The following is a 25,153-nucleotide window of genomic DNA, read 5'->3' on the forward strand; positions in this document are numbered from 1 at the left end:
CTTCGATGAGCAACTACCTGAATCGCAAAACCCTGATTGGCGGTGCTTTGTCAGTTGGCCTGATGGCCGCCCTGTTGGTGCCCGCAGCCATGGCCGGCGAGAAAACTCTCGCCGATCATCAGAAGGGCCAGGCTGCCGAGTCGCAGAAAATGGACCATAGCCAGATGAACCATGGGCAGATGGATCACAGCAAGATGATGCAGTCGATGGGCCACGACGGCATGGATCACAGCAAGATGGCTCATGGCTCGATGAACCATGAACCCAAAGCTAACCAGGCCGCTGCGGATCGAGATCATGACCAGTAGCTTTACCCGTCCGACCCTGCTTGCGGCAGCCGTTTCGCTCAGCACCATTACGGCCGGTGTGGCGAACGCAGCCGAGGCCATGGACCATTCGATGCACGCGTCGCCTTCCGCGCCTGCCGCGGTAGAAGCGAAACCCGCAGCGGCTGCTAAAGCCACGCCAGCCAAGCAGCCCCCTGCCAGCGGCGGGCAGATGGATCATTCGGCCATGGGACATGGCTCCATGCAGTCCATGGACTATAGCCAGATGGGTTCGATGGACCACGGCTCCATGGATCACAGCCAGATGAATCATGGACAGACGGACCAGCGCCCATCTGACTCCATGGACCACGGCGCCATGGATCACGACAAGATGAACCAGGGCAGCGCTGACGAAGGACCCGGGACAACGAGCCGCACTCCGATTCCGGTCCTGACCGATGCCGATCGCGAAGCAGCGTTCCCGCCGCTGCCTGGCCACGCGGTGCATGACAAGCTGCTCAACTCTTTCTTCTTGCTCGACCAACTGGAATACCAGGACGCCGATGAGGGCAGCGCACTGAATTGGGATGCCAGCGGCTGGATCGGCGGCGACGTCGATCGTCTGTGGTTGCGCTCCGAGGGCGAACGTACCAATGGCGTGACCGAGGAGGCCGAGATCCAAGCCCTCTGGGGACACGCCATTGGTCCTTGGTGGGACGTGGTCACCGGTGTCCGACAGGACTTCAAACCCGGCTCACCACAAACCTGGGGCGCTTTCGGCATCCAGGGCATGGCGCTCTATGCCTTCGAGGCTGAGGCCACCGCGTTCATCGGCGAGAACGGTCAGACCGCCGCTCGGCTGGAGGGCGACTACGACATCCTGCTCACCAACCGCCTGATCCTGCAGCCGACTGCCGAAGTGAATTTCTACGGCAAGAACGACCCTGAGCGCGGTATTGGCTCCGGCCTGGCCAATACCGAGGTTGGCCTCAGGCTGCGCTATGAAATCGTCCGCGAGTTCGCGCCCTACATCGGCGTCACCTGGAATCGCGCCTACGGCAATACCGCCGACCTGGCTCGCGATGACGGTGAGGACGATAACGAAGCGCGCTTCGTCGCGGGTATTCGTGTGTGGTTCTGAGGCCCTGAGATGAAAAGAACAATCAAAACCTTGGCTATTACGGGTACGGTGACGGCCGTGGCTGTCGCCGGTGTGGTCTACGCAGGCCTGGTAAACGTGGGGGCTGACGACCCGCATTTCGCCGCTGTGCACGCCTTGCTGGCTACCGCGCGTGACCGCTCGATCGAGGTCAGGGCGCGCAATATCGAAGTTCCGAACCTTAACGATGAAGCCCTGATTCGCGCAGGGGCTGGCAACTACAACTCCATGTGCATTGGCTGTCACCTGGCTCCTGGCGTTGCCGAAACCGAGTTGAGTCAGAGTTTGTATCCCGCCCCGCCGAACCTGACGAAAGTGGGTGTGGATGGCAGCCCATCTGCCGCTTTCTGGATCATCAAGCACGGCATCAAGTCCACCGGCATGCCGGCCTGGGGCAAGAGCATGAGCGATCCCTACATCTGGGGCATCGTGGCCTTCCTCCAGCAGTTGCCGACGCTCGATGCCGAGAAGTACCGGGCTCTGGTGGCAAGCAGTGGGGGTCACCAGCATGGTGGCGGCGAAACTAAAATGCATAACCATGAAGGCCAGCACGGCAGCGGCAAGCCAGCCAGCGCTGGGCAGCATGGCGCCAGTGGCGAAGATCATCATGCTGGTCAGCCCGCCGAGGCAGAGGGCGGGGCTAGCCATCATGACTCGGATGGCGCTCGAAACGAAGCTGCGCCCGCGCCCAAAACGCACACCCACGCCGATGGCAAAGAGCACGTCCATGAAGGCTAAAACACTTCTGAAAGGCAGGGCACTACAGGTTGCAGCAGGCGCTGCCTTGCTCATGGCCTCTACAGCTCAGGCGACAGAGGCGCTGACAATTGACGTCCATCGTGACGCCAATTGCGGCTGCTGCAAGAAGTGGATCGCGCACCTCGAAACCAATGGTTTCAAGGTCAACGATCAAGTCGAAGCCAACATGAGTGCGGTCAAGCAACGCCTGGGCGTTGTCCCACGGCTGGCGTCCTGCCACACCGCGGTGATCGACGGCAAGTTCGTCGAGGGGCATGTTCCTGCTGCACAGGTCATTGAGCTGAGCAAACGATCCGATCTGCTCGGGATCGCCGTTCCGGGCATGCCGGCAGGCTCTCCCGGCATGGAGGTCGGCGACAAACGGCAGGCCTTCGAGGTCATCGGCTTGAGCAAAGCCGGAACGGATGAAGTGATCGCCGAATATCCGGCAAACTAACCGGATATCCAGCCGGCCATTGTTAGGCCAGCCGAAGCGAACGAGAGCCTGATGAAACTGCTGATCGTCGAAGACGAACCCAAGACCGGCCAGTACCTGCGCCAGGGCCTGAGCGAGGCAGGCTTCGTCGCCGAACTGAGCACCGACGGCAACAGCGGCGAGCAGCTGGCGCTGTCCGGCGACTACGACCTGCTGATCCTCGACGTGATGCTGCCCGGCCGCGACGGCTGGCAGATCCTCGCCAGCATGCGCGCCGCCGGCCTCGCTGTGCCGGTGCTGTTTCTCACCGCCCGCGATGCGGTGGATGACCGCGTGCGCGGCCTGGAATTGGGCGCCGACGATTACCTGGTCAAACCCTTCGCCTTCACCGAGCTGCTTGCCCGCGTGCGCAGCCTGCTGCGCCGCAGCCAGAGCGGCCCGCAGGAGACCCAGCTGCAGCTGGCCGACCTGTCCCTCGACCTGTTGCGCCGCCGCGCCGAACGCAGTGGCCGGCGTATCGACCTGACCGCCAAAGAGTTCGCCCTGCTGGAACTGCTGCTGCGCCGCCAGGGCGAGGTGCTGCCCAAGTCGCTGATCGCCTCGCAGGTGTGGGACATGAACTTCGACAGCGACACCAACGTCATCGAGGTCGCCATCCGCCGCCTACGCGCCAAGGTCGACGAGGGCTTCGCCAGCCCGCTGATCCATACCGTGCGCGGCATGGGCTATGTGCTGGAGGCACGCGGCTGATGCGCCGCCTGTCGCTGGCCAGCCGCGTCGGTTTGCTGTTCGCCGCCTGCACCGCGGGAGTCTCGCTGCTCGCCGGCGTGCTGTTCAGCCGGGCCAGCGAGGCGCATTTCGTCGAACTGGACCGCCAGCTGCTGGAAGGCAAACTGCAGGTGTTCGCCGAGCTGCTGCAGGGCGTGGACAGCCCGGCTGCACTGGCCGCCCGGCGCCCGCAGCTGCAACTGGAGCTCGATCGCCATCCGGACCTGGCCCTGCGCATCGAGGGCGCCGACGGCCAAGCCTGGTTCACCAGCCAGCCCCTGCTGGCCGGACTGCCGGCCAGCCCCGAGCAGTTGCGCACCTGGCGCAGCGGCACGACCGACTTCCGCGCCCTCAGCACCCCGCTGGACCACGGCAACCGCCTGACCCTGCTGGTCGACATCACCCACCACCAGCATTTCCTCGCCCGGATGCAGCGGCTGATCTGGCTCACCGTCGGCCTTTCCGCCCTGGCCACCGCCCTGCTCGGTGCCTGGGCCGCGCGCCGCGGGCTGGCGCCGTTGCGCCGCATGGCCGAGGTCACCCGGGCGGTGTCGGCCAGCTCGCTGACGGCGCGTCTGACGGACCAGCAGGTGCCGGCCGAACTGGCCGAGCTGAGCGAAGCCCTCAATGCCATGCTGGCGCGCCTGGAGGATGCCTTCGCGCGGCTGTCGGCCTTCTCCGCCGATATCGCCCACGAGTTGCGCACGCCGCTGTCCAACCTGCTGACCCAGACCCAGGTGATCCTCAGCCAGCCACGCGGCCTGGAGGACTACCGCGAGGCGCTGCACTCCAACCTCGAGGAGTTGCAGCATCTGGCGCAGATGGTCAATGACATGCTCCTGCTGGCCAAGGCCGAGCACGGCCTGTTGCCCACCCGCCGCGAGTCGCTGGCGCTGGGCGAGGAATTGCAGGCGCTGGCCGACTACTTCGCGCCGCTGGCCGAAGATCGCGCCGTCACCCTAAGCGTGGCAGGCACGGCCCACCTGCGAGCCGACCGCGGTCTGCTGCGCCGCGCGCTGTCCAATCTGCTGGACAATGCCCTGCGCTTCACCCCGGCCGGTGGTGAAGTGCTGTTGACGGTGGAAACCAAGCCGCAGGGGGTCTGCCTGACGGTGGCCAATCAGGGGGCGGAGATTCCCGCCGCCCAGCTGCCACGCCTGTTCGACCGCTTCTTCCGCGCCGATCCGGCGCGCCGCGAGGGTCAGGCCGAGCATGCCGGCCTCGGCCTGGCGATCACCCGCTCCATCGTCCGCGCCCACGGCGGCGAGATCCGCTGCGAGTCGGCGGCTGGCTGGACGCGCTTTATCCTGGAATTCCCCACCGCTCACGCCTAGGAGCCCGCTTGCTGGCGATCCGCGTCGCCGGCCTGCCCCGTAGGTTGGGCTGAGTTCCGCGAAGCCCAACAGCGATGCCGGGCCAGGCCACAGTGGCATGGCTAACGGCCGCTCGTTGGGCTTCGTCGCTGCGCGCCTCAACCCAGCCTACGCGGCCTCCTCCACCAGCCGCGACACCGGCCGCCAGCGGCGCAGCAGCAGATACAAGGTGGGGATCACGAACAGGGTGAAGAAGGTACCGACCAGCAGGCCGCCGACTATCACCAGGCCGATCTGCTGGCGACTTTGGGCACCGGCACCGCTGGCCAGCACCAGCGGCAGCGAGCCGAGGACCATCGCCCCGGTGGTCATCAGGATCGGCCGCAGGCGCTGCACCGAGGCCTCCAGCACCGCCGCCTGCAGCGGCCGGCCACGCTGCAGCAGCTGGTTGGCGAAGGCAACGATGAGGATGCCATGCTTGGTGATCAGGCCGATCAAGGTCACCAGGCCGACCTGCGAGTAAATGTTCAGGGTGCCGCCGCCGAGCCGGAGGGCGAGCAAGGCGCCAGCCATCGACAGCGGCACGCTGATCAGGATGATCAGCGGGTCGAAGAAGCTCTCGAACTGCGCCGCCAGCACCAGGTAGATAAAGGCCAGCGCCAGCACGAAGATCAGCGCCACGCCGCGGCCGGACTCCTTGAAGTCGCGCGACACGCCGGTGTAGTCGAACTGGGTGTCGGTCGGGAAGATCGCCTGCGCTGCCAGTTCCAGGTGGGCCAGCGCCTCGCCCAGGGTGTAACCGCTGCCGACGTTGGCGCTGACCGTCACCGCGCGCAGCTGGTTGAAGTGGTTGAGCTCGCGCGGCGCCACCGTCTCGCGCACCGCGATCAGGTTGGACAGCTGCACCATGCTGTTGTCGCGGCCGCGCACATAGACGCGGTCGAGGTCGGCCGGGTTGCTGCGGTCCACCTCCGCCAGTTGCACCAGCACGTCGTACTGCTCGCCACGCTGCTTGAAGCGGGTCACCTGGCGGCTGCCGAACAGGCTCTCCAGGCTGCGACCGATGGTCGCCACGTCGCTGCCCACCGCCACCGCCTGCTCGCGGTTGACCTCGATCTTCAGCTGCGGGGTGTTCAGCTTGAGGTCGCTGTCCAGGCTCTCCAGCCCCGGGTAGGCGCGCACCCGCGCCAGCAACGCATCGACGTAGGTCTCCAGTTCGGCATAGTCCAGCGAACTGCGAATCACCAGGCTGACCGGCTGCTGTCGCGCGCTCTGCCCGAGCGGCGGACGGTTGACCGGGAAGGCGCGCACGCCGGCGATATCGCGCAGCTTGGGCAGCAGCTCTTCGCGGATCTCGAACTGGCTGCGCGCGCGCTCGTCCCAATCCGTGAGTTTCATGAAGGATATTGCCTGGGTCACGCTGGGGAAGCCGGCGATCAGCGCATAGCGGTGGGTCTCCGGAATGCTCGCGTAGGCCGCCTCCACCTCGCGGGCGTAGCGGCTGGTGTAGTCGATGGTGGCGCCGTCCGGGGCATTGATGATGCCGATCAGGGTGCCGGTGTCCTCGGTCGGCGCCAGCTCGCTGCGCAACCCGCCAAACAGCCACAGGCAGGCCAGCAGCACCGCCAGCAGCACGCCGAACACCAGCAGCCAGCGCTGCAGCACCCGCTCCAACAGCTGCCGGTAACGGTTGCTCAGGCCATGCAGAACGGCCTCGCCGAGGTTGTAGAAGCGCCCGTGCTGGGCCTGGTGCGGCTTGAGCAGGCGCCCGCACATCATCGGCGACAGGCTCAGGGCGACGAAGCCCGACACCAGCACCGCGCCGGCCAGGGTCCAGGCGAACTCGGTGAACAGCTTGCCGGTGCTGCCCTGCAGGAAGCCGATCGGCGTGTACACCGCGGCCAGGGTCAGGGTCATGGCGACCACCGCGAAGGCGATCTCGCGGCTGCCGGTGAACGCCGCCTGCAGCGGCGGCAGGCCGCTCTCGATATGGCGGTGGATGTTCTCCAGCATGACGATGGCATCGTCCACCACCAGGCCGATGGCCAACACCATGGCCAGCAGGGTCAGGGTGTTGATGGTGAAGCCCATCAGCGCCATTAGGGCGAAGGCACCGATCAGCGACACCGGGATGGTCACCAGCGGGATCAAGGTGGCGCGCAGCGAACGCAGGAACAGGAAGATGATCAGCACCACCAGCGCCACCGCCTCCCAGATGGTGCCGTAGACGTTGCCGATCGACTCGCGGATGAACAGCGAGTTGTCGTGAGCGATGGCCATCTGCATGCCGTCCGGCAGCAGCTGGCGGATTTCCGGCAGTGCCCGCTCGAGGTCGTCGGAGATTTCCAGCGGGTTGGCCGTGGCCTGCTTGATCAGGCCCATGATCACCCCTTCGCGGCCGTTGTAGCGCACCACGCTGCGTTCGTCGGCCGCGCCGATCTCGGCATGGCCGACGTCCGCCAGACGCAGCAGGTAGCCGCGCGAGTCGTCGAGGATCAGGTTGTTGAACTGCTCCGCGGTCTTCAGGTCGGTTTCCGACAGCACGCTGAACTCGCGCTGCTGCGACTCGATGCGCCCGGCCGGGATCTCCACATTCTGCCGGCGCAGGGCATCCTCGACGTCCTGCACGGTGAGGTTGTGCGCGGCGAGCTTCTCCGGATCGAGCCAGATGCGCATGGCGTAACTGCGCTGGCCGCGGATCAGTACATCGGCCACCCCGGGAATGGTCTGCACACGGTCCTTGATCACCCGCTCGAGGATGTCGGTGATGGCCATGGCCGAGTGGCGCTCGCTGTAGAAGGCCAGCCAGACCACCGGAAAGGCGTCGGCCTCGACCTTCTGCACGATCGGTTCGTCGATCTCGTCCGGCAACAGACCGCGCACCCGGCCGAGGCGGTCGCGCACGTCGTTGGCGGCCTCGTCGGCATTGCTGTCGAGGCGGAACTGGGTGGTGATCTGGGTGTTTTCCGAGCGGCTGATGGAGCTGACGAAGTCCAGCCCCTCGATGCCCGAGAGCACATCCTCGATCGGCTGCGCCACCTGCGATTCCATGATCTCCGGGCTGGCGCCGGGATAGGTGACGGTGACCGTGACGATCGGCACGTCGATGTTCGGGTACTCGCGCACGGTCAGCCGCTGCCAGGCCAGCAGACCGAGCAGGACGATGACCAATGACAGCACGGTGGCGAACACCGGCCGGCGGATGCACAGGTCGGACAGGATCATGGCGTCGCCCCCGCCGGCTTGCTGCGCACCGCCATGCCCGCGGTGACCTTCTGCCAGCCGGCGCTGATCAGGCTTTCACCGCCGTCCAGGCCCTCGACCACCTCGACTCGCCCCTGCTGCCGGCGGCCGGTGCGGATCTCGCGCGGCGCGACCTTGCCGTCCACCACCAGGTTGACCCACAGCCGGTCGCCCAACGGCATCACCGCCTCCTCCGGAATCACCAGGGCCTGCGGGCGCTCGGCGAGAATCACCGAGACCTTGACGAACTGCCCGGGCTTGAGGCGCTGATCCCGGTTGGCGATATGCGCGCGGATCGCCTGGCTGCGGCCGACCTCGTCGAGCCGCGGATTGAGGGCGAAGATCTCGCCGCGAAAGCGCTCGCCGGCATAGGTATCCAGGGTGATTTCGATCGACTGGCCGAGGTGGATCTGGCTGACCGCCTTCTGCGGCACGCGGAACTCGACCTTGAGCGGGTCGAGCACCTCCAGGTTGACGATGTCCTGGCCGGCGTCCAAATAGTCGCCGACGCTGACCTGGCGCAGGCCGAGCACGCCGTCGAAGGGCGCGCGGATCTGCGTCTTGTCCAGCCGCGCCTGCGCCAGGGCCAGGCTGGCGCGCATCGCCTGCTGCTGCCCCAGCGCCTCGTCGAGCGCTTGGGCATTGCTGGCGCCGCGCTGGAACAGGTTCTGCGCGCGGACGTAGCTGCGCTCGGCGAGCAACAGGTTGGCCTGCGCCTGGGCCAATTCGGCACGCACGATGGCATCGTCGAGACCGACCAACAGCGTGCCGGCCTTGACCGCCTCGCCCTCACGGAAATGCAGGCGGGCGACCCGGCCTTCGATCTCCGAGCGCAGCATCACCGACTCGTCCGAACGCAACGAGCCGAAGGTCACCAGCTCGTCGCGCACCAGCATGCGCTGCGGCTGCACCACCTCCACCAGCGGTGCCGGTTCGGCAGCCTCCTCCTGCGCCTGACCGAAGCCGGCGGCCAGCAGCAGGGCGGCCAAGAGCCAAGCGTGCAGACGGGCGGTCATACTCGACCTCTGCAATGGGGGAACAGATCGAGTATGGCCGCCCCGCGGGCGTTATTCAGCCGCAGCCGGCGCAGCGGAACCCGATTCCTTCTAGAACATGCATGGGAAGCCCTGGGCGCAGGCCACTATTCGCCGCGAATGTAATGTTCCAGGTGCTGGATCAGACTTTCCTGCTCGGCGGTGATGTCGCGGACCAAGTCGCCGATAGACAGCAAGCCGATCAGCTTGCCGTCGTCGAGAACCGGCAAATGGCGCAGTTTCTTCTCGGTCATCAGCTGCATGCAGTACTGATTGCTGTCGCGTGGCCCGACGACGAACAGATCGGTGGTCATGACCTCCTCGACGCTGGTGGCGTAGGCGGAACGCTCCAGCGCCATCACGCGGCGTACATAGTCACGTTCGGTGACTATCCCCACCAGTTGTTCGCCGTCCATCACCAATAATGCGCCGATGCCTTTATCGGCCAGCAGGATGGCGGCTTCCAACACAGAGGTGGTGGGGCTGACGCTGTAGATGACATCCGATTTGAATCTGAGAATCTCGGCGACTGTTTTCATGCACTGACTCCTAGCGGCTTGTACTTCTTATAGCTGAACCTCGGCACTCGCCCACTGGCTCCAGCCGTCGGGCTCCGACCGGGCCCCTGCGACCGCCTGCCTATACTGCAAAAATCCTGCAAACGGAGGTGGTCATGGCGAACTATCCGGTAGAAGCCATCCGAACGGTCGCCCTGGTCGGCCAGGGTGACAGCGGCAAGACGAGCCTGGCCGAGGCGCTGCTGCATCGCAGTGGCGCCATCGGCAGCATGGGCAGCCTGGAGCGCGGCGATACGGTCTGCGACTTCGACCCCATGGAGCGCGAATACCGCCACTCCCTAGCCTCGGCGCTGGCGCACTGCAGTTACGCCGGCGCCGAGATCAACCTGATCGACACCCCCGGCTTTCCCGACTTCATCGGCCAGGCCATCGCCGCCCTGGCCGCGGTGGAAACCGCGCTGGTGGTGGTCAACGCCCAGAGCGGCATCGAGCTGACCACCCGGCGGATGATGACCCTCGCCAGCGAACGCGGGCTGTGCCGGCTGCTGGTGGTGAACAAGATCGATGCCGAGCGAGTCGACCTGCCCGGCCTACTCGCCGACCTGCGCGAAACGTTCGGCAGGGAGGTGCTGCCGCTCAACCTGCCGGCCGAAGGCGCCAGCCGCGTGGTCGACTGCTTCTTCAACCCAGCGGGCGTCGCCGATTTTTCCTCGGTGCAAGACGCGCACCAGGCTCTGGTCGACCAGGTCGTGGAAGTCGATGAGGAACTGATGGCGCGTTACCTCGAGCATGGCGAGATCAGCCCGGAAGAGCTGCACGAGCCCTTCGAGCGGGCGCTGCGCGAGGGCCATCTGATTCCCTTGTGCTTCGTCTCGGCACGCAGCGGCGCCGGCGTGGGCGAGTTGCTCGACATCCTTGCGCGGCTCGCGCCCAACCCGAGCGAAGGCAATCCGCCGCTGTTTCTCAAGGGTGACGGCGAGGACGCCCAGCCCTTTCGCTCCGAACCCGACCCGCAGGCCCACGTGCTGGCCCATGTGTTCAAGGTGGTGATGGACCCTTTCGTCGGCAAGCTCGGCATCTTCCGCGTCCACCAAGGCACCCTGCAGCGCGACATGCAGTTGTTCGTCGGCGACGGCCGCAAGCCGTTCAAGCTCGGCCACCTGCTGCGTCTGCAGGGCAAGCGCCACGAAGAGGTGGTGCAACTGATTCCCGGTGACTTCGGCGCCCTGACCAAGGTCGACGAGGTCGAGTTCGACGTGGTGCTGCACGACTCCCACGACGAAGACCAGATCCGCCTCAAGCCGCTGGACTTCCCGGCGCCGATGCTGGGCCTGGCCATCGAAGCCAGGCGCCGTGGCGACGAGCAGCGGATCGCCGAGGTGCTCGCCCGGCTGCAGGCCGAAGATCCCTGCGTCAAGCTCGACTACCACCCGGCCACCCAGGAAACCGTGCTGCGCGGCATGGGCGAACTGCACCTGCGCTACCTGCTCGACCGCCTCGCCGGCAACTACAAGCTGGAAGTGGAGACCCGGCCGCCGCGCGTGCCTTACCGGGAAACCATCACCCGCCCGGCCGAAGGCCATAGCCGGCACAAGAAGCAGACCGGCGGCGCCGGCCAGTTCGGCGAGGTGTTCCTGCGCGTCGAACCGCTGCCGCGCGGCGCCGGCTTCGAGTTCGTCGACGAGGTGAAGGGCGGCGTGATCCCCTCCCAGTTCATCCTCTCGGTGGAGAAAGGCGTGCGTTCGGTGCTGGACAGCGGACCGCTGGCCGGCTACCCGGTGGCCGACGTGAAGGTCACCGTGTATGACGGCAAGAGCCACCCGGTCGACTCCAAGGACGTGGCCTTCCAGGCCGCCGGGCGCAAGGCGATGCTCGATGGTCTGCGAGCGGCCGGCTGCATCGCCCTGGAGCCGATCGTGACGATCGAGGTCACCGCGCCCGAGGCCCGGCTCGGCGACATCACCACCGACCTGATCGGCCGCCGCGGCCAGGTCCTCGGCACCGAGTCGCTGTCCCAGGGCGTGGCGCTGATCCGCGGTCAGGTGCCGCTGGCCGAACTGGAGGGCTATGCCGGACGGCTGAAGTCGATCACCGCCGGCCAGGGGGCCTACGGCATGCTACTCAGCCACTACAACAACGTGCCGCAAGAGGTGCAGCAACGGCTGGCGTCCGCCTATAAGGCGGTGCAGGAAGAGGATTGAGCCACCATCCGAGTCAGCCCAGGGTCTTTGCAACAGCGCCATAGCCCCAGCCCTGGCAATGAGCTGGGGGGAGCACTGGCCAGACTGTTGCGCCGACCTCAGAACCTGTCTCGGATCTGCTGCGCGTCGGCCAAACGGCGTTAAAAACGGCTTCGGAATGCTCATTTACAACTCGTAAACTCCGCTTCCTCAGCCGTTTTCGCCTTGTTTGACTCTAGCTCGCGAGATCCGAAACAGGTTCTCAGAGCAAGCCTTCCGTCTTCAGCGCCTTCTGCACCGCCGGTCGGGCGGCGACCCGTTGCAGATAGCCTTGCAGTTCCTCGGTGTTCGGCAGCTCGAACTTGAGATACGGCGCCCACCCCGACAGGACGAACAGGTAGGCATCCGCGGCGGTGAAGCTGTCGCCGGTCAGGTACTGCTTCCCGCGCAACTGCGCGGAGACCCAGCTGAATTTCTTCTGCAGGCGGTTGACGAAGAGCGCCTTGCTCGCCGCGTCGAACGTCGGATTGAACAGTGGCGCGAAGGATTGGTGTACCTCCGAGTTGAGGTAGCTCTGCCACTCCATCACGCGATAGCGCGCCAGGCTGCCGGCGGCTGGCATCAGCTCGGTATTGCCGGCTTTGTCGCTGATGTACTGGGTGATGACCGGCCCCTCGGTCAGCCGCTCACCATTGTCCAGTTCCAACGTGGGCACGTAGCCCTTGGGGTTGATCTGGTAATAGTCGGCGCCGTGCTCGGTCTTGTGCGTATCGAGGTCGACCCGCTCGAGGCTGAAGGGCAGTTCGGCCTCCCTCAGAACGATATGGGGGGCCAGTGAACAGGCTCCGGGTGAATAAAAGAGTTTCATGGTGAGGGCTCCGCGATCATGACCAATGGGCGGCGGACAGGCATGCTTCAGGGAGCTGCGGCCTGGCGCCTGGCGGTGCCGGCCACGGCAGGATCGGGACAACGGGCGCGGGGCGCGCGGATGGCAAGAACGACCCGAGGGTAACCGGCTACCTGAAAGCATAGAGCGCTTTGCCCAGGCCGCCGGCCTTGGCGGCATGCAAACTGCGGTGGTTGGCAGCCTGGACTACGCCCGTCTGAAAACCAGGCCGCGTTCCCCGCCAAGCGCGCTGAACCGGCTTAGCCGCAAACGTCGGCGGCGCCCTGCGCCAGCGCCATCAGGCCTGCGCCTCCAGAAGCTTCAGCCCGACCCAACTGATAGGCACAGCGTCCGTTGCGGTTGCAGCGCCCGAGCGCCCAGCAGATCGCGGCCTTGCTCAGCCCCTCGTCCCAGGCCCAGCGCAAACCGACGGCGGCAGCCAGCACTTTGATCCAGTGGCGCACCACAAGGTGCCGCAAGAGGTGCAGCAACGTTTGGCGGCGGCCTATAAGGCGGTGCAGGAAGAGGACTGAGCCGAGCGTGGCTGGCGAAGATGTAGGTTGGCGTTGAGCGCAGCGATACCCAACATGGCCGTCGATGGGTATCGCTGTGCTCAACCGCATCCTACGGTCAAGTCGGTAACCGAAGGACTACTGGCGCATGCCGCGGCCGCTGACCAGCAAGCGAATACATACGACATAGAGCAGCGCGGTGGCCACCAGCATAAAGCTGATGGCGATGCCGATGCCGATGTCGGACACCCCGAGAATGCCGTAACGGAAGGCGTTGACCATGTGCAGGATGGGGTTGGCCAGCGACACCGTCTGCCAGAACGGCGGCAGCAGGCTGATCGAGTAGAACACCCCGCCGAGGTAAGTCAGCGGCGTCAGCACGAAGGTCGGGATGATCGAGATATCGTCGAAGTTGCGCGCATACACGGCGTTGACGAAGCCGCCGAGGGAGAAAATCGTCGCGGTCAGCAGCACCACCAGCACGGTGACGCCCAGGTGGTGCACCTGCAACTTGGTGAAGAACAGCGACAACAGGGTGACGATCAGCCCCACCGCCAGGCCGCGCAGCACGCCGCCGATGGTGAAGCCGAGGAGGATGGTGTGCGGCGACACCGGCGACACCAGCAGCTCTTCGATATTGCGCTGAAACTTGCTGCCGAAGAAGCTCGACACCACGTTGCCGTAGGCGTTGGTGATCACCGACATCATGATCAGCCCGGGAACTATGTACTCCATGTAGCTGAAGCCGCCCATGTCGCCGATCTGCCGGCCGATCAGGTTGCCGAAGATGACGAAGTACAGAACCATGGTGATCGCCGGCGGCAGCAGGGTCTGCGGCCAGATGCGGGTGAAGCGGCGGATCTCGCGGTAGACGATGGTGTTCAGGGCGATCCAGTTGGCGCGCAGATCGGAATTGAGCAGCTGCGTATTCATACCGCCACCTTCGCCAGATTCTTCTCGACCAGGGACACGAACAGCTCCTCCAGACGGTTGGTCTTGTTTCGCAAGCTAAGCACTTCGACGTTCAGAAGCGCCAATTGGCGGAACAGCTCAGTCAGCCCCAGGCTTTTCTCCACCTGCACCTCGAGGGTGTGGTGGTCGAGCAGTTGCGCCGGGTAGCCGTTGAGCTGCGGCGCCACCAGCAGCGAGTCCTTGAGGTCGAGCAGGAAGGTTTCCATGTGCAGCTTCTTCAGCAGCGCCTTCATGCTGGTGTTCTCGACGATCCGCCCGTGGTCGATGATGCCGATGTTGCGGCACAGCTGCTCGGCCTCTTCCAGATAGTGGGTGGTGAGGATGATGGTGATGCCCTGCTGGTTGAGCTGGGTGAGGAAACTCCACATCGAGCGGCGCAACTCGATGTCGACGCCGGCGGTGGGCTCATCGAGGATCAGCAGGCGCGGCTGGTGGACCAGCGCGCGGGCGATCATCAAGCGGCGCTTCATGCCGCCGGACAGCTCGCGCGAGGCAGAATCGCGCTTCTCCCACAGGCCGAGCTGGGTCAGGTACTGCTCGGCACGCGCCTTCGCCAGCTTGGCCGGAATGCCGTAGTAGCCGGCCTGGGTCACGACGATGTCGAAAACCTTCTCGAACTGGTTGAAGTTGAACTCCTGCGGCACCACACCGAGGCAGCGCTTGAGCGCATAGGGCTCCTTGTCGAGGTCATGGCCAAACACATTGACCGTGCCGCTGGTTTTGTTCACCAGGGTGGAAAGGATGCCGATGGTGGTGGATTTGCCGGCGCCGTTGGGGCCGAGCAAGGCGTAGAAGTCACCCTCGGCGACGTCCAGATCGATGCCGTGCAACGCCTGGAAGCCGTTGCCGTAGGTCTTGGTCAACTGCCGGATGGACAGGGCGGAACTCATGGGAGGCGGGTTCTCAGCGAAATGAAGGGGCTTAGATATAGGTTGGCCCGGGCAATTGCAACCGTCTGTCTCAGGTTAGCGGCGTGCTTGCCCGCAGAAACTGTAGGAGCCAGCTGGCTGGCGATCACGGCGTATCAGGACGCACGGATCGCCAGTGCATGGCTACACCTGCCCTGCACCCTAGCACTTGGGAGGCGATAGAAAAGACGCGAATGCCGATATCAACTATCGATCCGCTTCATGTTCAGGGCCTCGGCCTGCAGGTCGCCGCTCATGAACAATGAATCGGCCGCGAACAGGTGCGGGTAGCAGTGCTGCAGATGAGCGAAGAACAGCTCAACCGGCAGATCGGCAAACTGGCCATGATCGGCCAGGTACTCCATGTAGCGTTCGCCCTTGTCGTTGAACGGGTGGAACACGCTATCGCCGAGCCCGTCGAACTCCAAGGGCGCCACCTGGAAGGCGCGGCACAGCTCCTGATTGAACGCCGGCGTGGCCTTCACCCAGCGCCCGTGTAGATACAATTCGGTATAACCGTGCATGGCGAACACCTCGCTACGCAGCAGTTCCAGCAGGCGCGGGGTGGCCAGATGGTTGCGCACGTCGGCCAGGCCGAGGCGCGCAGGTATCCCGCAATGGCGGGCGCAGGCTGCCAGCAACAGCGCCTTGGGCACGCAGTAGGACTCACCCGCCTGCAGCGCATGACTGGCCGTCAAGCTGTCCGGCTCGGCGCTGAAGCTGTAGGGGTTGTAGCGGATCTCATCGCGCACCGCGTAATACAGGCTCACCGCCTGGGCCAGCGGATCGGCGCTGGTTCCGCGCCGCTGCTCGGCGAACTCCACCACCCGTGGGTGGTCACTATCGATGAAGCGGCCTGGCTCGAGGTATTCGCGCATGGGGATTCTCCTGTGTGTCGCCAGCCAGTCTAACCAGGCCGTCCCGGCGGCGGTCACGACGATTCGGCCAAGCTCACCGCCCTTGGCGCCAACCTGCCCCACCTCTGGCGACTAAGCTCAAGGCGAACGCCGCAAGGCTTATCGTCCTCAGGGGGATTGCGCATGCTTGTCCTGTGGTTATTGGTTCTGCTCCTGGGCGTGGCCTTCCTGGCCCACCGCCGTATCGCCCCCCTGCCCGCCCTCGCCGTGGTCGCGGCCTATTTGCTCGCCATGCTGGTGCTGCGCCAAATACCAGGCTGGCTGCTGGCCTTGCTTGGCCTGCTGTGGCTCGCCGTGGCGCTGCCGCTGCTGTTTCCGGAGCTGCGCCGCAAGCTGCTCAGCGCGCCGCTGTTCGCCTGGTTCGCCAGGGTGCTGCCGCCCATGTCGGACACCGAGCGCGAAGCCATCGAGGCCGGCACCGTCTGGTGGGACGGTGAGTTGTTCAGCGGCCGCCCGGACTGGGACAAGCTGCTGAACTACCCAAAAGCGCAATTGAGCGAAGAGGAACAGGCCTTCCTCGACGGCCCCACCGAAGCGCTCTGCGCCATGGTCAGCGACTGGCAAGTCGGCCAACAGCTCGACCTACCGGACCAGGCCTGGCAGCACATCAAGCAACACGGCTTCTTCGCCCTGATCATTCCCAAGGAATACGGCGGCAAGGGTTTTTCCGCCTACGCCCACTCGCAGGTGGCGATGAAACTGGCGAGCCGCTGCGGCGACCTCGCCTCCACCGTGATGGTGCCCAACTCCCTCGGCCCGGGCGAATTGCTGCTGCACTACGGCACCGCAGCACAGCGCAACCACTACCTGCCACGCCTGGCCCGTGGCGAGGATATCCCCTGCTTCGCCCTCACCGGCCCGCTGGCCGGCTCCGACGCCGGCGCCATGCCGGATACCGGCATTGTCTGCAAGGGCCAGTGGCAGGGCGAGGAAGTCGTCGGCTTGCGCCTGACCTGGGAGAAGCGCTACATCACCCTCGGCCCGGTCGCCACCCTGCTCGGCCTGGCCTTCAAGGCCTACGACCCCGAGCACCTGCTCGGCGCGGAGGAAGAACTCGGCATCAGCCTGGCGCTGATCCCCACCGACACGCCCGGGGTGGAAATCGGCCGCCGTCATCTGCCGCTCGGCGCCGCCTTCATGAACGGGCCGAATTCCGGCAAGGACGTGTTCATCCCGCTGGACTATCTGATCGGCGGCCAGCCCATGCTCGGCAAGGGCTGGATGATGCTGATGAACTGCCTGTCGGTCGGCCGCTCCATCTCCCTGCCGGCCGGCGGCACCGGCACTGCCAAATTCGCCTGCCTGGTCACCGGCCAGTACACGCAGATCCGTGAGCAGTTCAATGTGCCGCTGGCGGCCTTCGAGGGCATTCAGGAGGCGCTGGCGCGCATCGGCGGCAACACCTGGCTGATGGATTGCGCACGCATCCTCACCGCCAGCGCCGTCGACCTCGGCGAGAAGCCCTCGGTGCTCTCGGCCATCCTCAAGTACCACCTGACCGAGCGCGGCCGCGAGTGCATCGGCCACGCCATGGACGTGCACGGCGGCAAGGGCATCATCATGGGCCCGAACAACTACCTGGGCCGCACCTGGCAAGCCGCACCGATTTCCATCACCGTCGAAGGCGCCAACATCCTCTCGCGCAACCTGATGATCTTCGGCCAGGGGGCGATTCGCTGCCATCCCTACGTGCTCAAGGAAATGGCCCTGGCCAGCCGTGAAGACCGCAAGCAGGCGCTGTTGGAATTCGACGAACTGCTGATGCAGCACATCGGCTTCGCCGTCGGCAACGCCGCCAGCAGCCTGATCCTCGGCCTGACTTTCGGCGGTTTCGCCGAAGTGCCCGGCGACCGCATCAGCCGCCCCTATTTCCGCGCGCTCAACCGCCTGGCGGCGGCCTTCGCCCTACTCGCCGACTTCAGCATGCTGCTGCTCGGCGGCGAACTGAAGCGCCGCGAACGGCTGTCGGCGCGCCTCGGCGACGTACTCAGCCACCTCTATCTGGCCTCCGCCGCGCTCAAGCGCTACCACGATCTGGACAGCCCCGAGTACCTGCGCGCCCCGCTGCAGTGGGCCTTGGAAGAAAGCCTCGGCCAGGCCGAACAAGCCCTGGACGAGTTGCTGCACAACTTCCCCAACCACCTGCTCGGCTGTCTGCTGCGGCTGCTAGTGCTCCCCTTCGGGCGGCGCCATAAGGGGCCATCGGACCGACTGGACGCGGAAATCGCCGCCATCCTCGGCCGCCATAGCGGTGATCCCGCATTGGAAGCGCTGCTCGCCGGCTGCTATCGCCCGCAAGGCGAAGACGACCCGGTCGGCGCGCTCCAGCACGCGCGGGACCTGGCGCTCGCCAGCCAATCTGCGGAGAAAAAGCTGGAGCACGCGTTGAAATCCGGGCAATTGCGGCCGGCGCCCGGGCAACAGGTGCTGGACGCAGCGCTGGCCGCCGGCGTGCTGCAGGCCGAAGAAGCACAAAGCCTGCGGGTGGCGGAACAGGCTAGGCGCAAGGTGATCGACGTAGACGATTTCGCTCCAGAAGAACTGAAGCTCAGCCGTGGTCGGGTCCGCTGAGGCGGGTCAAGAGGACAGCGGGCGCCGGGCGTTTTATACTCCCGCGCCCGTTTTGCTATCAGGATCACCGCCATGGCCTCAGCCTACCTCGACCACCACCTGGCCCTGCTCCAGCACCTGCGCGGCATCCTGGTCGCCCTCGGTGAAGCCGAGCAAGTATCGGACGACACCCACGCCCTGTTCCTCGAACGCTTCGACGAACTGCTCGGCAGCCTGCCGGACGATCCCGAGGGCAGCCTGTACCTGGGCCAGGACCTGATCAGCCAGGTGTTCCACCGTTACCCGCAGATCGCCCATCTAGTACCGCGCGACCTGCTGTGGTTCTTCGGCGGCGACTGCCTGCACTTCATGCCCGATGAAGAGATCGAACTGTTCCAGCGCCTCGACGAACGTCGCTATGAAGCCGAGCAGAATGGCGAGCCGTTCGACTGGAACCAGGAAAAGCAGTTGCTGGCCCTGCCGCCGGAAAGCAGCAAGCACTGACGACAAAAAGGCCCGCACGGCATCACCGGCGGGCCTTGGGCATTTCTGCCGGGAGGCAGAAACAAAAACGCCGCTCAGTGAGCGGCGTTTTTGTGTATTTGGAGCGGGAAACGAGACTCGAACTCGCGACCCCGACCTTGGCAAGGTCGTGCTCTACCAACTGAGCTATTCCCGCAATACAGCTTGGTAATACAACTGGGTACAACTGAAAATGGCGTCCCCTAGGGGACTCGAACCCCTGTTACCGCCGTGAAAGGGCGGTGTCCTAGGCCACTAGACGAAGGGGACAAACAACGCAACCGGCATTGCTTGGTAAATTGGAGCGGGAAACGAGACTCGAACTCGCGACCCCGACCTTGGCAAGGTCGTGCTCTACCAACTGAGCTATTCCCGCGATACAACTTGGTAATACAACTGGGTACAACTGAAAATGGCGTCCCCTAGGGGACTCGAACCCCTGTTACCGCCGTGAAAGGGCGGTGTCCTAGGCCACTAGACGAAGGGGACGTAGCCCGGAACTTACAACAGCTATGACGCCTATTTCCGGCTTTCAGGTTTTGCCGTTTGGCTTAGCGCTGAAAGTGGCGCGCATTCTATGAAGGCTTTAACAACCCGTCAACCCTCAAACAATTTTTTTTCAAAATCAAAGACTTCTGGGTCGAAATGGACCTTCCGCTATGAGCTTGAAAGCTAAGGCACTACACTCGGGCGAAAAACAACATTCGAGAGGTGTAACGGTGTCTCCACTCGTAATTACCCTACTGATCGTAGGCGGCATCGCCATCCTGATCGCCATTGGTTACATCAATCATATGGTCGAGAACAATAAGCTGGAGAAAGCCCGGCTGAAAGCCGACCTCAGCGACCGCGTACGGCGCTGTCGAGAGATTGCCGAGACGCTCCCCGGCCAGTTCATGTCCCCCGCCCTCAAACTGCTGCTGGCCCACCTGCAACTGCAAAGCAATGAACGCCTGCTACCGCTGGACAAGCACAACACGGCTCTCAAGGTCCGCATCGAAGAATTGCGCTACCTGGTCGGCCAAGGCGAATCCATTGCAGTCGCCAACCCTCCGCAGAAAGTCCTCACCGAGGCCAAGGCCAAAGACATCCGCTACCTGTTGGAAAACCTGCATGGCCAGATCGGCCGTGCCAGCAAGGAAGGCACCCTGCAAGCGCTGGACGCCAAACACTGGGCCAAGGAAATCCAGCAAATGCTGGTGCATACCAACATCGAACTGTTCACTAACCTCGGCCAGCAGGCCCTGCAGCAGAACCAGCCGGGCCAGGCGCGGCTGGCCTTTGAGCGTGGCGTGCAGTACCTGCGCAAACAGAACGATCCAAGCCCTTATCAAGCCGCGCTGAAACAGCTGGAAATGCAGCTGGCCCGGGCCAACTCGATGGTGCTGGACACCATCAAGCCGCTGGAGGATGAATCGAGCGAACTCACCGACGGTCTCAAGTCCCTGGACGATGACGGCTGGAAGAAGAAGCAGATCTATGACTGAGAGCCGTGCGCCAGTCACATCCCGAAGCCCTCAATAAAAATAAGGACCTGCACATGAGCCTGACCGTCTACGGTGCCCCGCTTTCCCCTTTCGTCCGCAAACTGCGCCTCTGCCTCGCGGAAAAGGGCCTCGACTACCAGCTCGAGATGGTCATGCCCGGCGACCGCTCGGCAGGATTCCGCGCGATCAGCCCGCAGGGGCGTATTCCGGCCTTGCGCGACGGCGACTTCACCCTCGCCGACTCCAGCGTGATCTGCCAATACCTGGAGGACAAACACAGCGAGCGCATGCCGCTGTATGGCCAAGGCGCCGAACAGCGCGCCCAGGTGCGCTGGCTAGAGAAGTATGCCGACTACGAGTTGGCGCCCTTGGCCACCTTCACCGTGTTCCGCAATCGCGCGCTGAAGCCGAGCATGGGCCAGCCATGTGATGAGACCGCGGTACAGGCCGCCCTCCACGACAAGCTGCCGCCGCACTTCGACTACCTGGAAAAGACCCTGGGCAACGCCGAATACTTTGTCGGCGACGCCCTGAGCATCGCCGATCTGGCTGTCGTCTGTCAGTTGATCAACATGCAGCACGGCGACGAACAGCTCGACGCCCAGCGTTGGCCGGCACTGGCCGCGCACTATGCCCGGATCACGGCACGCGCCTCGGTACAGGCGGTAATTCCGGGCGAGCAGAAGATGCTGGCCAAGATGACCGGCAAGGCCTGAGCGCTGTACTGATCCCGAAACCCCGCCCCATGCCAGCCAACCAAGTGGTTAACTGGGCGGGTTTCCCCCGGCCGGCCCATTCACGACTCAGGCTTGACGCTTTCGGCAATACCCCGGTCGTTTTTGCGCGATAGCGGCGAATCCCCCGGGGATATGCTCCCCCCAAAGCGCCGGCAGACGATTCGGCGCATGGATAACAGGGGACAGCCTGATGAGCCCAGCCGAACTGCACGCCGACAGCATCGTCATCGACGGTCTGATCATCGCCAAGTGGAACCGTGAACTCTTCGAGGACATGCGCAAGGGCGGCCTGACCGCGGCCAACTGCACGGTGTCCGTGTGGGAAGGCTTCCAGGCCACGGTGAACAACATCGCCGCCAGCCAGAAGCTGATCCGCGACAACAGCGACCTGGTGATCCCGGTGCGCACCACCGCCGACATCCGCAAGGCCAAGGAACAGGGCAAGACCGGCATCCTCTTCGGCTTCCAGAACGCCCATGCGTTCGAGGACCAGATCGGCTACGTCGAGGTGTTCAAGCAGCTCGGCGTGGGCATCGTGCAGATGTGCTACAACACCCAGAACCTGGTCGGCACCGGCTGCTACGAGCGCGACGGCGGGCTGTCCGGCTTCGGCCGCGAGATCGTCGCCGAGATGAACCGCGTCGGCATCATGTGCGACCTGTCCCACGTCGGCTCGAAGACCTCGGAAGAGGTCATCCTCGAATCATCGAGGCCGGTGTGCTACTCGCACTGCCTGCCGTCCGGCCTGAAAGAGCACCCGCGCAACAAGTCCGATGAAGAGCTGAAGTTCATCGCCGACCACGGCGGCTTCGTCGGCGTGACCATGTTCGCGCCCTTCCTCGCCAAGGGCATCGACTCGACCATCGACGACTACGCCGAAGCCATCGAGTACGTGATGAACATCGTTGGCGAGGATGCCATCGGCATCGGCACCGACTTCACCCAAGGCCACGGCCAGGACTTCTTCGAGTGGCTGACCCACGACAAGGGTTACGCCCGCCGCCTGACCAACTTCGGCAAGATCGTCAATCCGCTGGGCATCCGCACCGTCGGCGAATTTCCCAACCTCACCGAAACCCTGCTCAAGCGCGGCATGCCCGAGCGCACCGTGCGCAAGGTGATGGGCGAGAACTGGGTGCGCGTGCTCAAGGACGTCTGGGGCGAGTAACCGCCCCACTCACTCGACGTAGGTTGGCGCTGAGCGAAGCGAAGCCCAACACGGAGCGCAACGCGCCCCCACGATTTCACCGATAACGCCGCTGGCCGGCTCTGCGAGCCGGTTGTTGGGCTTCGCAAGCTCAGCACCAACCGACGGACGCCACGCCAGCGCCAGCGCCAGCGCCAGCGCCACTAGCAGAATCGAATTCCGGAGCTTGAACAACATGGCCAAACACGCCCCCGAACTGCCCATCGAAGTCGACAGCGAAACCGGCGTCTGGACCAGCGACGCCCTGCCGATGCTCTATGTGCCGCGGCATTTCTTCGTCAACAACCACATCGGCATCGAGGAAGTGCTGGGCGCCGAGGCCTATGCCGAGATCCTCTACAAGGCCGGCTACAAGTCCGCCTGGCACTGGTGCGAGAAGGAAGCCGAATGCCACGGTCTGGTCGGCGTCGAAGTGTTCGAGCACTACATGAAGCGCCTGTCGCAACGCGGCTGGGGCCTGTTCGAGATCGAGGCCATCGACCTCGACAAGGGCACCGCCAGCGTGCGCCTGAAGCACTCGGCCTTCGTCTACGTCTACGGCAAGGTCGGCCGCAAGGTCGACTACATGTTCACCGGCTGGTTCGCCGGCGCCATGGACCAGATCCTCGCCGCCAAGGGCAGCGCGATCCGCACCGTCGCCGAGCAGGTCCACGGCGGTTCGGAAGAAGGCCACGACGACGGCCTGTTCATCGTTAAACCTCTGTAAGGCGGAGCACCCACCATGGCTTTCGAGGCAATGTTCCAGCCGATCCAGATCGGCAAGCTGACCATCCGCAACCGTGTGCTCAGCACCGCCCACGCCGAGGTCTACGCCACCGACGGCGGCATGACCACCGAGCGCTATGTGAAGTACTACGAGGAGAAGGCCAAGGGCGGCATCGGCCTGGCCATCTGCGGCGGCTCCTCGGTGGTCGCCATCGACAGCCCGCAAGAGTGGTGGAGCTCGGTGAACCTGTCCACCGACCGCATCATCCCGCACTTCCAGAACCTGGCCGACGCCATGCACAAGCATGGCGCCAAGATCATGATCCAGATTACCCACATGGGCCGCCGCTCGCGCTGGGACGGCTTCAACTGGCCGACCCTGATGTCGCCCTCCGGCGTGCGCGAGCCCGTGCACCGCGCCACCTGCAAGACCATCGAGATCGAGGAGATCTGGCGGGTGATCGGCAACTACGCCCAGGCCGCGCGCCGCGCCAAGGAAGGCGGGCTGGACGGCGTCGAGCTGTCCGCCGTGCACCAGCACATGATCGACCAGTTCTGGTCGCCGCGAGTCAACAAGCGCACCGACGAATGGGGCGGCAGCTTCGAGGGCCGCATGAAGTTCGGCCTGGAAGTGCTCAAGGCCGTGCGCAAGGAAGTCGGCGACGACTTCTGCGTCGGCATGCGCATCTGCGGTGACGAGTTCCACCCGGACGGCCTGTCCCACGAGGACATGAAGCAGATCGCCAAGTACTACAGCGACACCGGCATGCTCGACTTCCTCGGTGTCGTCGGCTCCGGTTGCGACACCCACAACACCTTGGCCAACGTCATCCCGAACATGAGCTTCCCGCCGGAGCCCTTCCTGCACTTGGCGGCCGGCATCAAGGAAGTGGTCAACATCCCGGTGCTGCACGCACAGAACATCAAGGACCCGAACCAGGCCACGCGCATCCTCGAAGGCGGCTACGTGGACATGGTCGGCATGACCCGCGCGCACATCGCCGACCCGCACCTGATCGCCAAGATCAAGATGGGCCAGGTCGACCAGATCAAGCAGTGCGTCGGCGCCAACTACTGTATCGACCGCCAGTACCAGGGCCTGGACGTGTTGTGCATCCAGAACGCCGCCACCTCCCGCGAATACATGGGCGTGCCGCACATCATCGAGAAGACCACAGGCCAGAAGCGCAAGGTGGTGATCGTCGGTGGCGGCCCGGCCGGGATGGAGGCTGCACGAGTCGCGGCCGAACGCGGCCACGACGTGACCCTGTTCGAGAAGAAGGACCAGCTCGGCGGCCAGATCACCACGGCCTCCAAGGCGCCGCAGCGCGACCAGATCGCCGGCATCACCCGCTGGTACCAGCTGGAGATCGCTCGCCTGGGCATCGACCTGCGCCTGGGCACCGCAGCGGACCCGGACACCCTCCTCGACTTGCGCCCGGACATCATCGTGCTGGCCAACGGCGGCCATCCCTTCCTCGAGCAGAACGAGCACTGGGGCGCGGCCGAGGGGCTGGTGGTGAGCAGCTGGGACGTGCTCGACGGCAAGGTCGCCCCCGGCAAGAACGTGCTGGTCTACGACACCATCTGCGAGTTCACCGGCATGTCGGTGGCCGACTTCCTCGCCGACAAGGGCAGCCAGGTGGAGATCGTCACCGACGATATCAAGCCGGGCGTGGCCATCGGCGGCACCTCGTTCCCCACCTATTACCGCAGCATGTACCCGAAAGAAGTGATCATGACCGGCGACCTGATGCTGGAAAAGGTCTATCGCGAAGGCGACAAGCTGGTGGCGGTGCTGGAGAACGAATACACCGGCGCCAAGGAAGAACGCGTGGTCGACCAGGTGGTGATCGAGAACGGCGTGCGCCCGGACGAGGGCCTGTACTACGCGCTCAAGCAGGGTTCGCGCAACAAGGGCCAGATCGATGTAGAGGCGCTGTTCGCGATCAAGCCGCAGCCGTGCCTGTCGGAGGCCGGCGACGGCTACCTGCTGTTCCGCATCGGCGACTGCGTGGCCCAGCGCAACACCCATGCGGCGATCTACGACGCCCTGCGGCTGTGCAAGGACTTCTGACGCCTGCCTGATCGT

General features: G+C 64.7%; 21 protein-coding genes, 4 tRNA genes and 1 pseudogene. 14 read left to right on the forward strand and 12 right to left on the reverse strand.

Features of this window, described 5'->3' with window-relative positions; translation table 11 throughout:
* Positions 1 to 5 precede the first annotated feature (5 nt).
* Genes D3880_RS23200 through D3880_RS12765 form a run of 6 tightly spaced genes read left to right on the forward strand, consistent with a single transcriptional unit; the run spans position 6 to position 4,704 of the window.
* Positions 6 to 308 (forward strand): copper resistance protein CopB, encoded by a 303-nt coding sequence (locus D3880_RS23200; protein ID WP_119893813.1) that lies wholly within the window; start codon positions 6 to 8, stop codon positions 306 to 308.
* The gene (locus D3880_RS12745; protein WP_119893814.1) at positions 298 to 1,410 is read left to right on the forward strand and encodes a copper resistance protein B; all 1,113 of its coding nucleotides are present in this window, start codon (positions 298 to 300) and stop codon (positions 1,408 to 1,410) included. Before D3880_RS23200 ends, D3880_RS12745 begins: the two co-directional genes overlap by 11 nt.
* A 9-nt stretch (positions 1,411 to 1,419) precedes the next feature.
* The gene (locus D3880_RS12750; RefSeq protein WP_119893816.1) at positions 1,420 to 2,166 is read left to right on the forward strand and encodes a c-type cytochrome; all 747 of its coding nucleotides are present in this window, start codon (positions 1,420 to 1,422) and stop codon (positions 2,164 to 2,166) included.
* 52 nt (positions 2,167 to 2,218) lie between these two features.
* Positions 2,219 to 2,623: a DUF411 domain-containing protein gene (locus D3880_RS12755; protein ID WP_238474451.1), complete on the forward strand. Its 405-nt coding sequence runs from the start codon at positions 2,219 to 2,221 to the stop codon at positions 2,621 to 2,623.
* Between the two features lie 51 nt (positions 2,624 to 2,674).
* Positions 2,675 to 3,352, forward strand: coding sequence for a heavy metal response regulator transcription factor (locus tag D3880_RS12760; RefSeq protein ID WP_119893820.1), 678 nt, complete (start codon positions 2,675 to 2,677; stop codon positions 3,350 to 3,352).
* Positions 3,352 to 4,704, forward strand: a complete 1,353-nt coding sequence (locus D3880_RS12765) for a heavy metal sensor histidine kinase (RefSeq protein WP_177412171.1) — start codon at positions 3,352 to 3,354, stop codon at positions 4,702 to 4,704. Before D3880_RS12760 ends, D3880_RS12765 begins: the two co-directional genes overlap by 1 nt.
* Before the next feature lie 147 nt (positions 4,705 to 4,851).
* On the opposite strand, the gene D3880_RS12770 is transcribed toward D3880_RS12765, so the two are convergent.
* The 3 genes from D3880_RS12770 to D3880_RS12780 form a co-directional block, all read right to left on the reverse strand.
* Positions 4,852 to 7,908, reverse strand: coding sequence for an efflux RND transporter permease subunit (locus D3880_RS12770; RefSeq protein ID WP_119893822.1), 3,057 nt, complete (start codon positions 7,906 to 7,908; stop codon positions 4,852 to 4,854).
* Positions 7,905 to 8,942, reverse strand: coding sequence for an efflux RND transporter periplasmic adaptor subunit (locus D3880_RS12775; protein WP_119893824.1), 1,038 nt, complete (start codon positions 8,940 to 8,942; stop codon positions 7,905 to 7,907). The genes D3880_RS12770 and D3880_RS12775 overlap by 4 nt, the downstream gene beginning before the upstream one ends.
* A gap of 125 nt (positions 8,943 to 9,067) precedes the next feature.
* Complete coding sequence (locus tag D3880_RS12780; RefSeq protein ID WP_119893826.1) at positions 9,068 to 9,499, reverse strand: CBS domain-containing protein; 432 nt, start codon at positions 9,497 to 9,499, stop codon at positions 9,068 to 9,070.
* Positions 9,500 to 9,633: 134 nt separating this feature from the next.
* On the opposite strand from D3880_RS12780, the gene fusA reads away from it, so the two are divergent.
* On the forward strand, positions 9,634 to 11,679 hold the full coding sequence (fusA, locus tag D3880_RS12785) for an elongation factor G (protein ID WP_119893828.1): 2,046 nt from the start codon (positions 9,634 to 9,636) through the stop codon (positions 11,677 to 11,679).
* Between the two features lie 241 nt (positions 11,680 to 11,920).
* On the opposite strand, the gene gstA is transcribed toward fusA, so the two are convergent.
* The 5 genes and pseudogenes from gstA to D3880_RS12810 form a co-directional block, all read right to left on the reverse strand.
* Positions 11,921 to 12,526, reverse strand: coding sequence for a glutathione transferase GstA (gene gstA / locus D3880_RS12790; RefSeq protein ID WP_119893830.1), 606 nt, complete (start codon positions 12,524 to 12,526; stop codon positions 11,921 to 11,923).
* A gap of 278 nt (positions 12,527 to 12,804) precedes the next feature.
* Positions 12,805 to 13,011, reverse strand: a pseudogene (locus D3880_RS12795) (hypothetical protein); the annotation flags it as partial.
* A 183-nt stretch (positions 13,012 to 13,194) separates the two neighbouring features.
* Positions 13,195 to 13,989: an ABC transporter permease gene (locus D3880_RS12800; RefSeq protein WP_119893831.1), complete on the reverse strand. Its 795-nt coding sequence runs from the start codon at positions 13,987 to 13,989 to the stop codon at positions 13,195 to 13,197.
* Complete coding sequence (locus tag D3880_RS12805) at positions 13,986 to 14,918, reverse strand: ABC transporter ATP-binding protein (protein ID WP_119893833.1); 933 nt, start codon at positions 14,916 to 14,918, stop codon at positions 13,986 to 13,988. Before D3880_RS12805 ends, D3880_RS12800 begins: the two co-directional genes overlap by 4 nt.
* A 221-nt stretch (positions 14,919 to 15,139) precedes the next feature.
* On the reverse strand, positions 15,140 to 15,814 hold the full coding sequence (locus D3880_RS12810; RefSeq protein WP_119893835.1) for a transglutaminase-like domain-containing protein: 675 nt from the start codon (positions 15,812 to 15,814) through the stop codon (positions 15,140 to 15,142).
* Between the two features lie 162 nt (positions 15,815 to 15,976).
* Between D3880_RS12810 and D3880_RS12815 the strand changes: the two genes are divergently transcribed.
* Positions 15,977 to 18,424, forward strand: coding sequence for an acyl-CoA dehydrogenase (locus D3880_RS12815; RefSeq protein ID WP_119893837.1), 2,448 nt, complete (start codon positions 15,977 to 15,979; stop codon positions 18,422 to 18,424).
* Positions 18,425 to 18,496: 72 nt separating this feature from the next.
* Positions 18,497 to 18,907 carry a PA2817 family protein gene (locus tag D3880_RS12820; RefSeq protein WP_119893838.1) on the forward strand — a complete coding sequence of 137 codons (411 nt, stop codon included), beginning with the start codon at positions 18,497 to 18,499 and terminating at the stop codon, positions 18,905 to 18,907.
* A gap of 99 nt (positions 18,908 to 19,006) precedes the next feature.
* On the opposite strand, the gene D3880_RS12825 is transcribed toward D3880_RS12820, so the two are convergent.
* From D3880_RS12825 to D3880_RS12840, 4 genes are all read right to left on the reverse strand, one after another.
* A tRNA-Gly gene (locus D3880_RS12825) sits at positions 19,007 to 19,082 on the reverse strand.
* A gap of 37 nt (positions 19,083 to 19,119) precedes the next feature.
* Positions 19,120 to 19,195, reverse strand: a tRNA-Glu gene (locus D3880_RS12830).
* A gap of 30 nt (positions 19,196 to 19,225) precedes the next feature.
* Positions 19,226 to 19,301: transfer RNA gene (locus D3880_RS12835), tRNA-Gly, on the reverse strand.
* A 37-nt stretch (positions 19,302 to 19,338) separates the two neighbouring features.
* Positions 19,339 to 19,414: transfer RNA gene (locus tag D3880_RS12840), tRNA-Glu, on the reverse strand.
* A gap of 230 nt (positions 19,415 to 19,644) precedes the next feature.
* On the opposite strand from D3880_RS12840, the gene D3880_RS12845 reads away from it, so the two are divergent.
* From D3880_RS12845 to dgcA, 5 genes are all read left to right on the forward strand, one after another.
* Positions 19,645 to 20,412, forward strand: a complete 768-nt coding sequence (locus D3880_RS12845) for a hypothetical protein (RefSeq protein WP_119893839.1) — start codon at positions 19,645 to 19,647, stop codon at positions 20,410 to 20,412.
* A gap of 53 nt (positions 20,413 to 20,465) precedes the next feature.
* A complete protein-coding gene (locus D3880_RS12850) occupies positions 20,466 to 21,128 on the forward strand; it encodes a glutathione S-transferase family protein (RefSeq protein WP_119893840.1) in 663 nt (220 codons plus the stop codon).
* A 211-nt stretch (positions 21,129 to 21,339) separates the two neighbouring features.
* Entirely contained in the window at positions 21,340 to 22,317 is a 978-nt protein-coding gene (locus tag D3880_RS12855) for a dipeptidase (protein ID WP_119893841.1), read from the forward strand.
* Positions 22,318 to 22,531: 214 nt separating this feature from the next.
* On the forward strand, positions 22,532 to 23,062 hold the full coding sequence (locus tag D3880_RS12860; RefSeq protein WP_119893842.1) for a DUF5943 domain-containing protein: 531 nt from the start codon (positions 22,532 to 22,534) through the stop codon (positions 23,060 to 23,062).
* Positions 23,063 to 23,077: 15 nt separating this feature from the next.
* Positions 23,078 to 25,138 (forward strand): dimethylglycine demethylation protein DgcA, encoded by a 2,061-nt coding sequence (gene dgcA, locus D3880_RS12865; RefSeq protein ID WP_119893843.1) that lies wholly within the window; start codon positions 23,078 to 23,080, stop codon positions 25,136 to 25,138.
* The last annotated feature ends 15 nt before the right edge of the window (positions 25,139 to 25,153 follow it).

It is taken from the genome of Pseudomonas cavernae (assembly GCF_003595175.1).
Lineage (GTDB): Bacteria > Pseudomonadota > Gammaproteobacteria > Pseudomonadales > Pseudomonadaceae > Aquipseudomonas > Aquipseudomonas cavernae.

Bases quoted from the DNA above. Each gene is read 5' to 3' on its own strand.
- D3880_RS12745 (WP_119893814.1), top strand. From the start codon at position 298: ATGACCAGTAGCTTTACCCGTCCGACCCTGCTTGCGGCAGCCGTTTCG.
- D3880_RS12750 (WP_119893816.1), top strand. From the start codon at position 1,420: ATGAAAAGAACAATCAAAACCTTGGCTATTACGGGTACGGTGACGGCC.
- D3880_RS12780 (WP_119893826.1), bottom strand. From the start codon at position 9,499: ATGAAAACAGTCGCCGAGATTCTCAGATTCAAATCGGATGTCATCTAC.
- D3880_RS12800 (WP_119893831.1), bottom strand. From the start codon at position 13,989: ATGAATACGCAGCTGCTCAATTCCGATCTGCGCGCCAACTGGATCGCC.
- D3880_RS12810 (WP_119893835.1), bottom strand. From the start codon at position 15,814: ATGCGCGAATACCTCGAGCCAGGCCGCTTCATCGATAGTGACCACCCA.
- dgcA (WP_119893843.1), top strand. From the start codon at position 23,078: ATGGCTTTCGAGGCAATGTTCCAGCCGATCCAGATCGGCAAGCTGACC.
- D3880_RS12805 (WP_119893833.1), bottom strand. From the start codon at position 14,918: ATGAGTTCCGCCCTGTCCATCCGGCAGTTGACCAAGACCTACGGCAAC.
- D3880_RS12755 (WP_238474451.1), top strand. From the start codon at position 2,219: ATGGCCTCTACAGCTCAGGCGACAGAGGCGCTGACAATTGACGTCCAT.
- fusA (WP_119893828.1), top strand. From the start codon at position 9,634: ATGGCGAACTATCCGGTAGAAGCCATCCGAACGGTCGCCCTGGTCGGC.
- D3880_RS12820 (WP_119893838.1), top strand. From the start codon at position 18,497: ATGGCCTCAGCCTACCTCGACCACCACCTGGCCCTGCTCCAGCACCTG.
- D3880_RS12860 (WP_119893842.1), top strand. From the start codon at position 22,532: ATGGCCAAACACGCCCCCGAACTGCCCATCGAAGTCGACAGCGAAACC.
- D3880_RS12855 (WP_119893841.1), top strand. From the start codon at position 21,340: ATGAGCCCAGCCGAACTGCACGCCGACAGCATCGTCATCGACGGTCTG.
- gstA (WP_119893830.1), bottom strand. From the start codon at position 12,526: ATGAAACTCTTTTATTCACCCGGAGCCTGTTCACTGGCCCCCCATATC.
- D3880_RS12765 (WP_177412171.1), top strand. From the start codon at position 3,352: ATGCGCCGCCTGTCGCTGGCCAGCCGCGTCGGTTTGCTGTTCGCCGCC.
- D3880_RS12850 (WP_119893840.1), top strand. From the start codon at position 20,466: ATGAGCCTGACCGTCTACGGTGCCCCGCTTTCCCCTTTCGTCCGCAAA.
- D3880_RS12815 (WP_119893837.1), top strand. From the start codon at position 15,977: ATGCTTGTCCTGTGGTTATTGGTTCTGCTCCTGGGCGTGGCCTTCCTG.
- D3880_RS12760 (WP_119893820.1), top strand. From the start codon at position 2,675: ATGAAACTGCTGATCGTCGAAGACGAACCCAAGACCGGCCAGTACCTG.
- D3880_RS23200 (WP_119893813.1), top strand. From the start codon at position 6: ATGAGCAACTACCTGAATCGCAAAACCCTGATTGGCGGTGCTTTGTCA.
- D3880_RS12770 (WP_119893822.1), bottom strand. From the start codon at position 7,908: ATGATCCTGTCCGACCTGTGCATCCGCCGGCCGGTGTTCGCCACCGTG.
- D3880_RS12775 (WP_119893824.1), bottom strand. From the start codon at position 8,942: ATGACCGCCCGTCTGCACGCTTGGCTCTTGGCCGCCCTGCTGCTGGCC.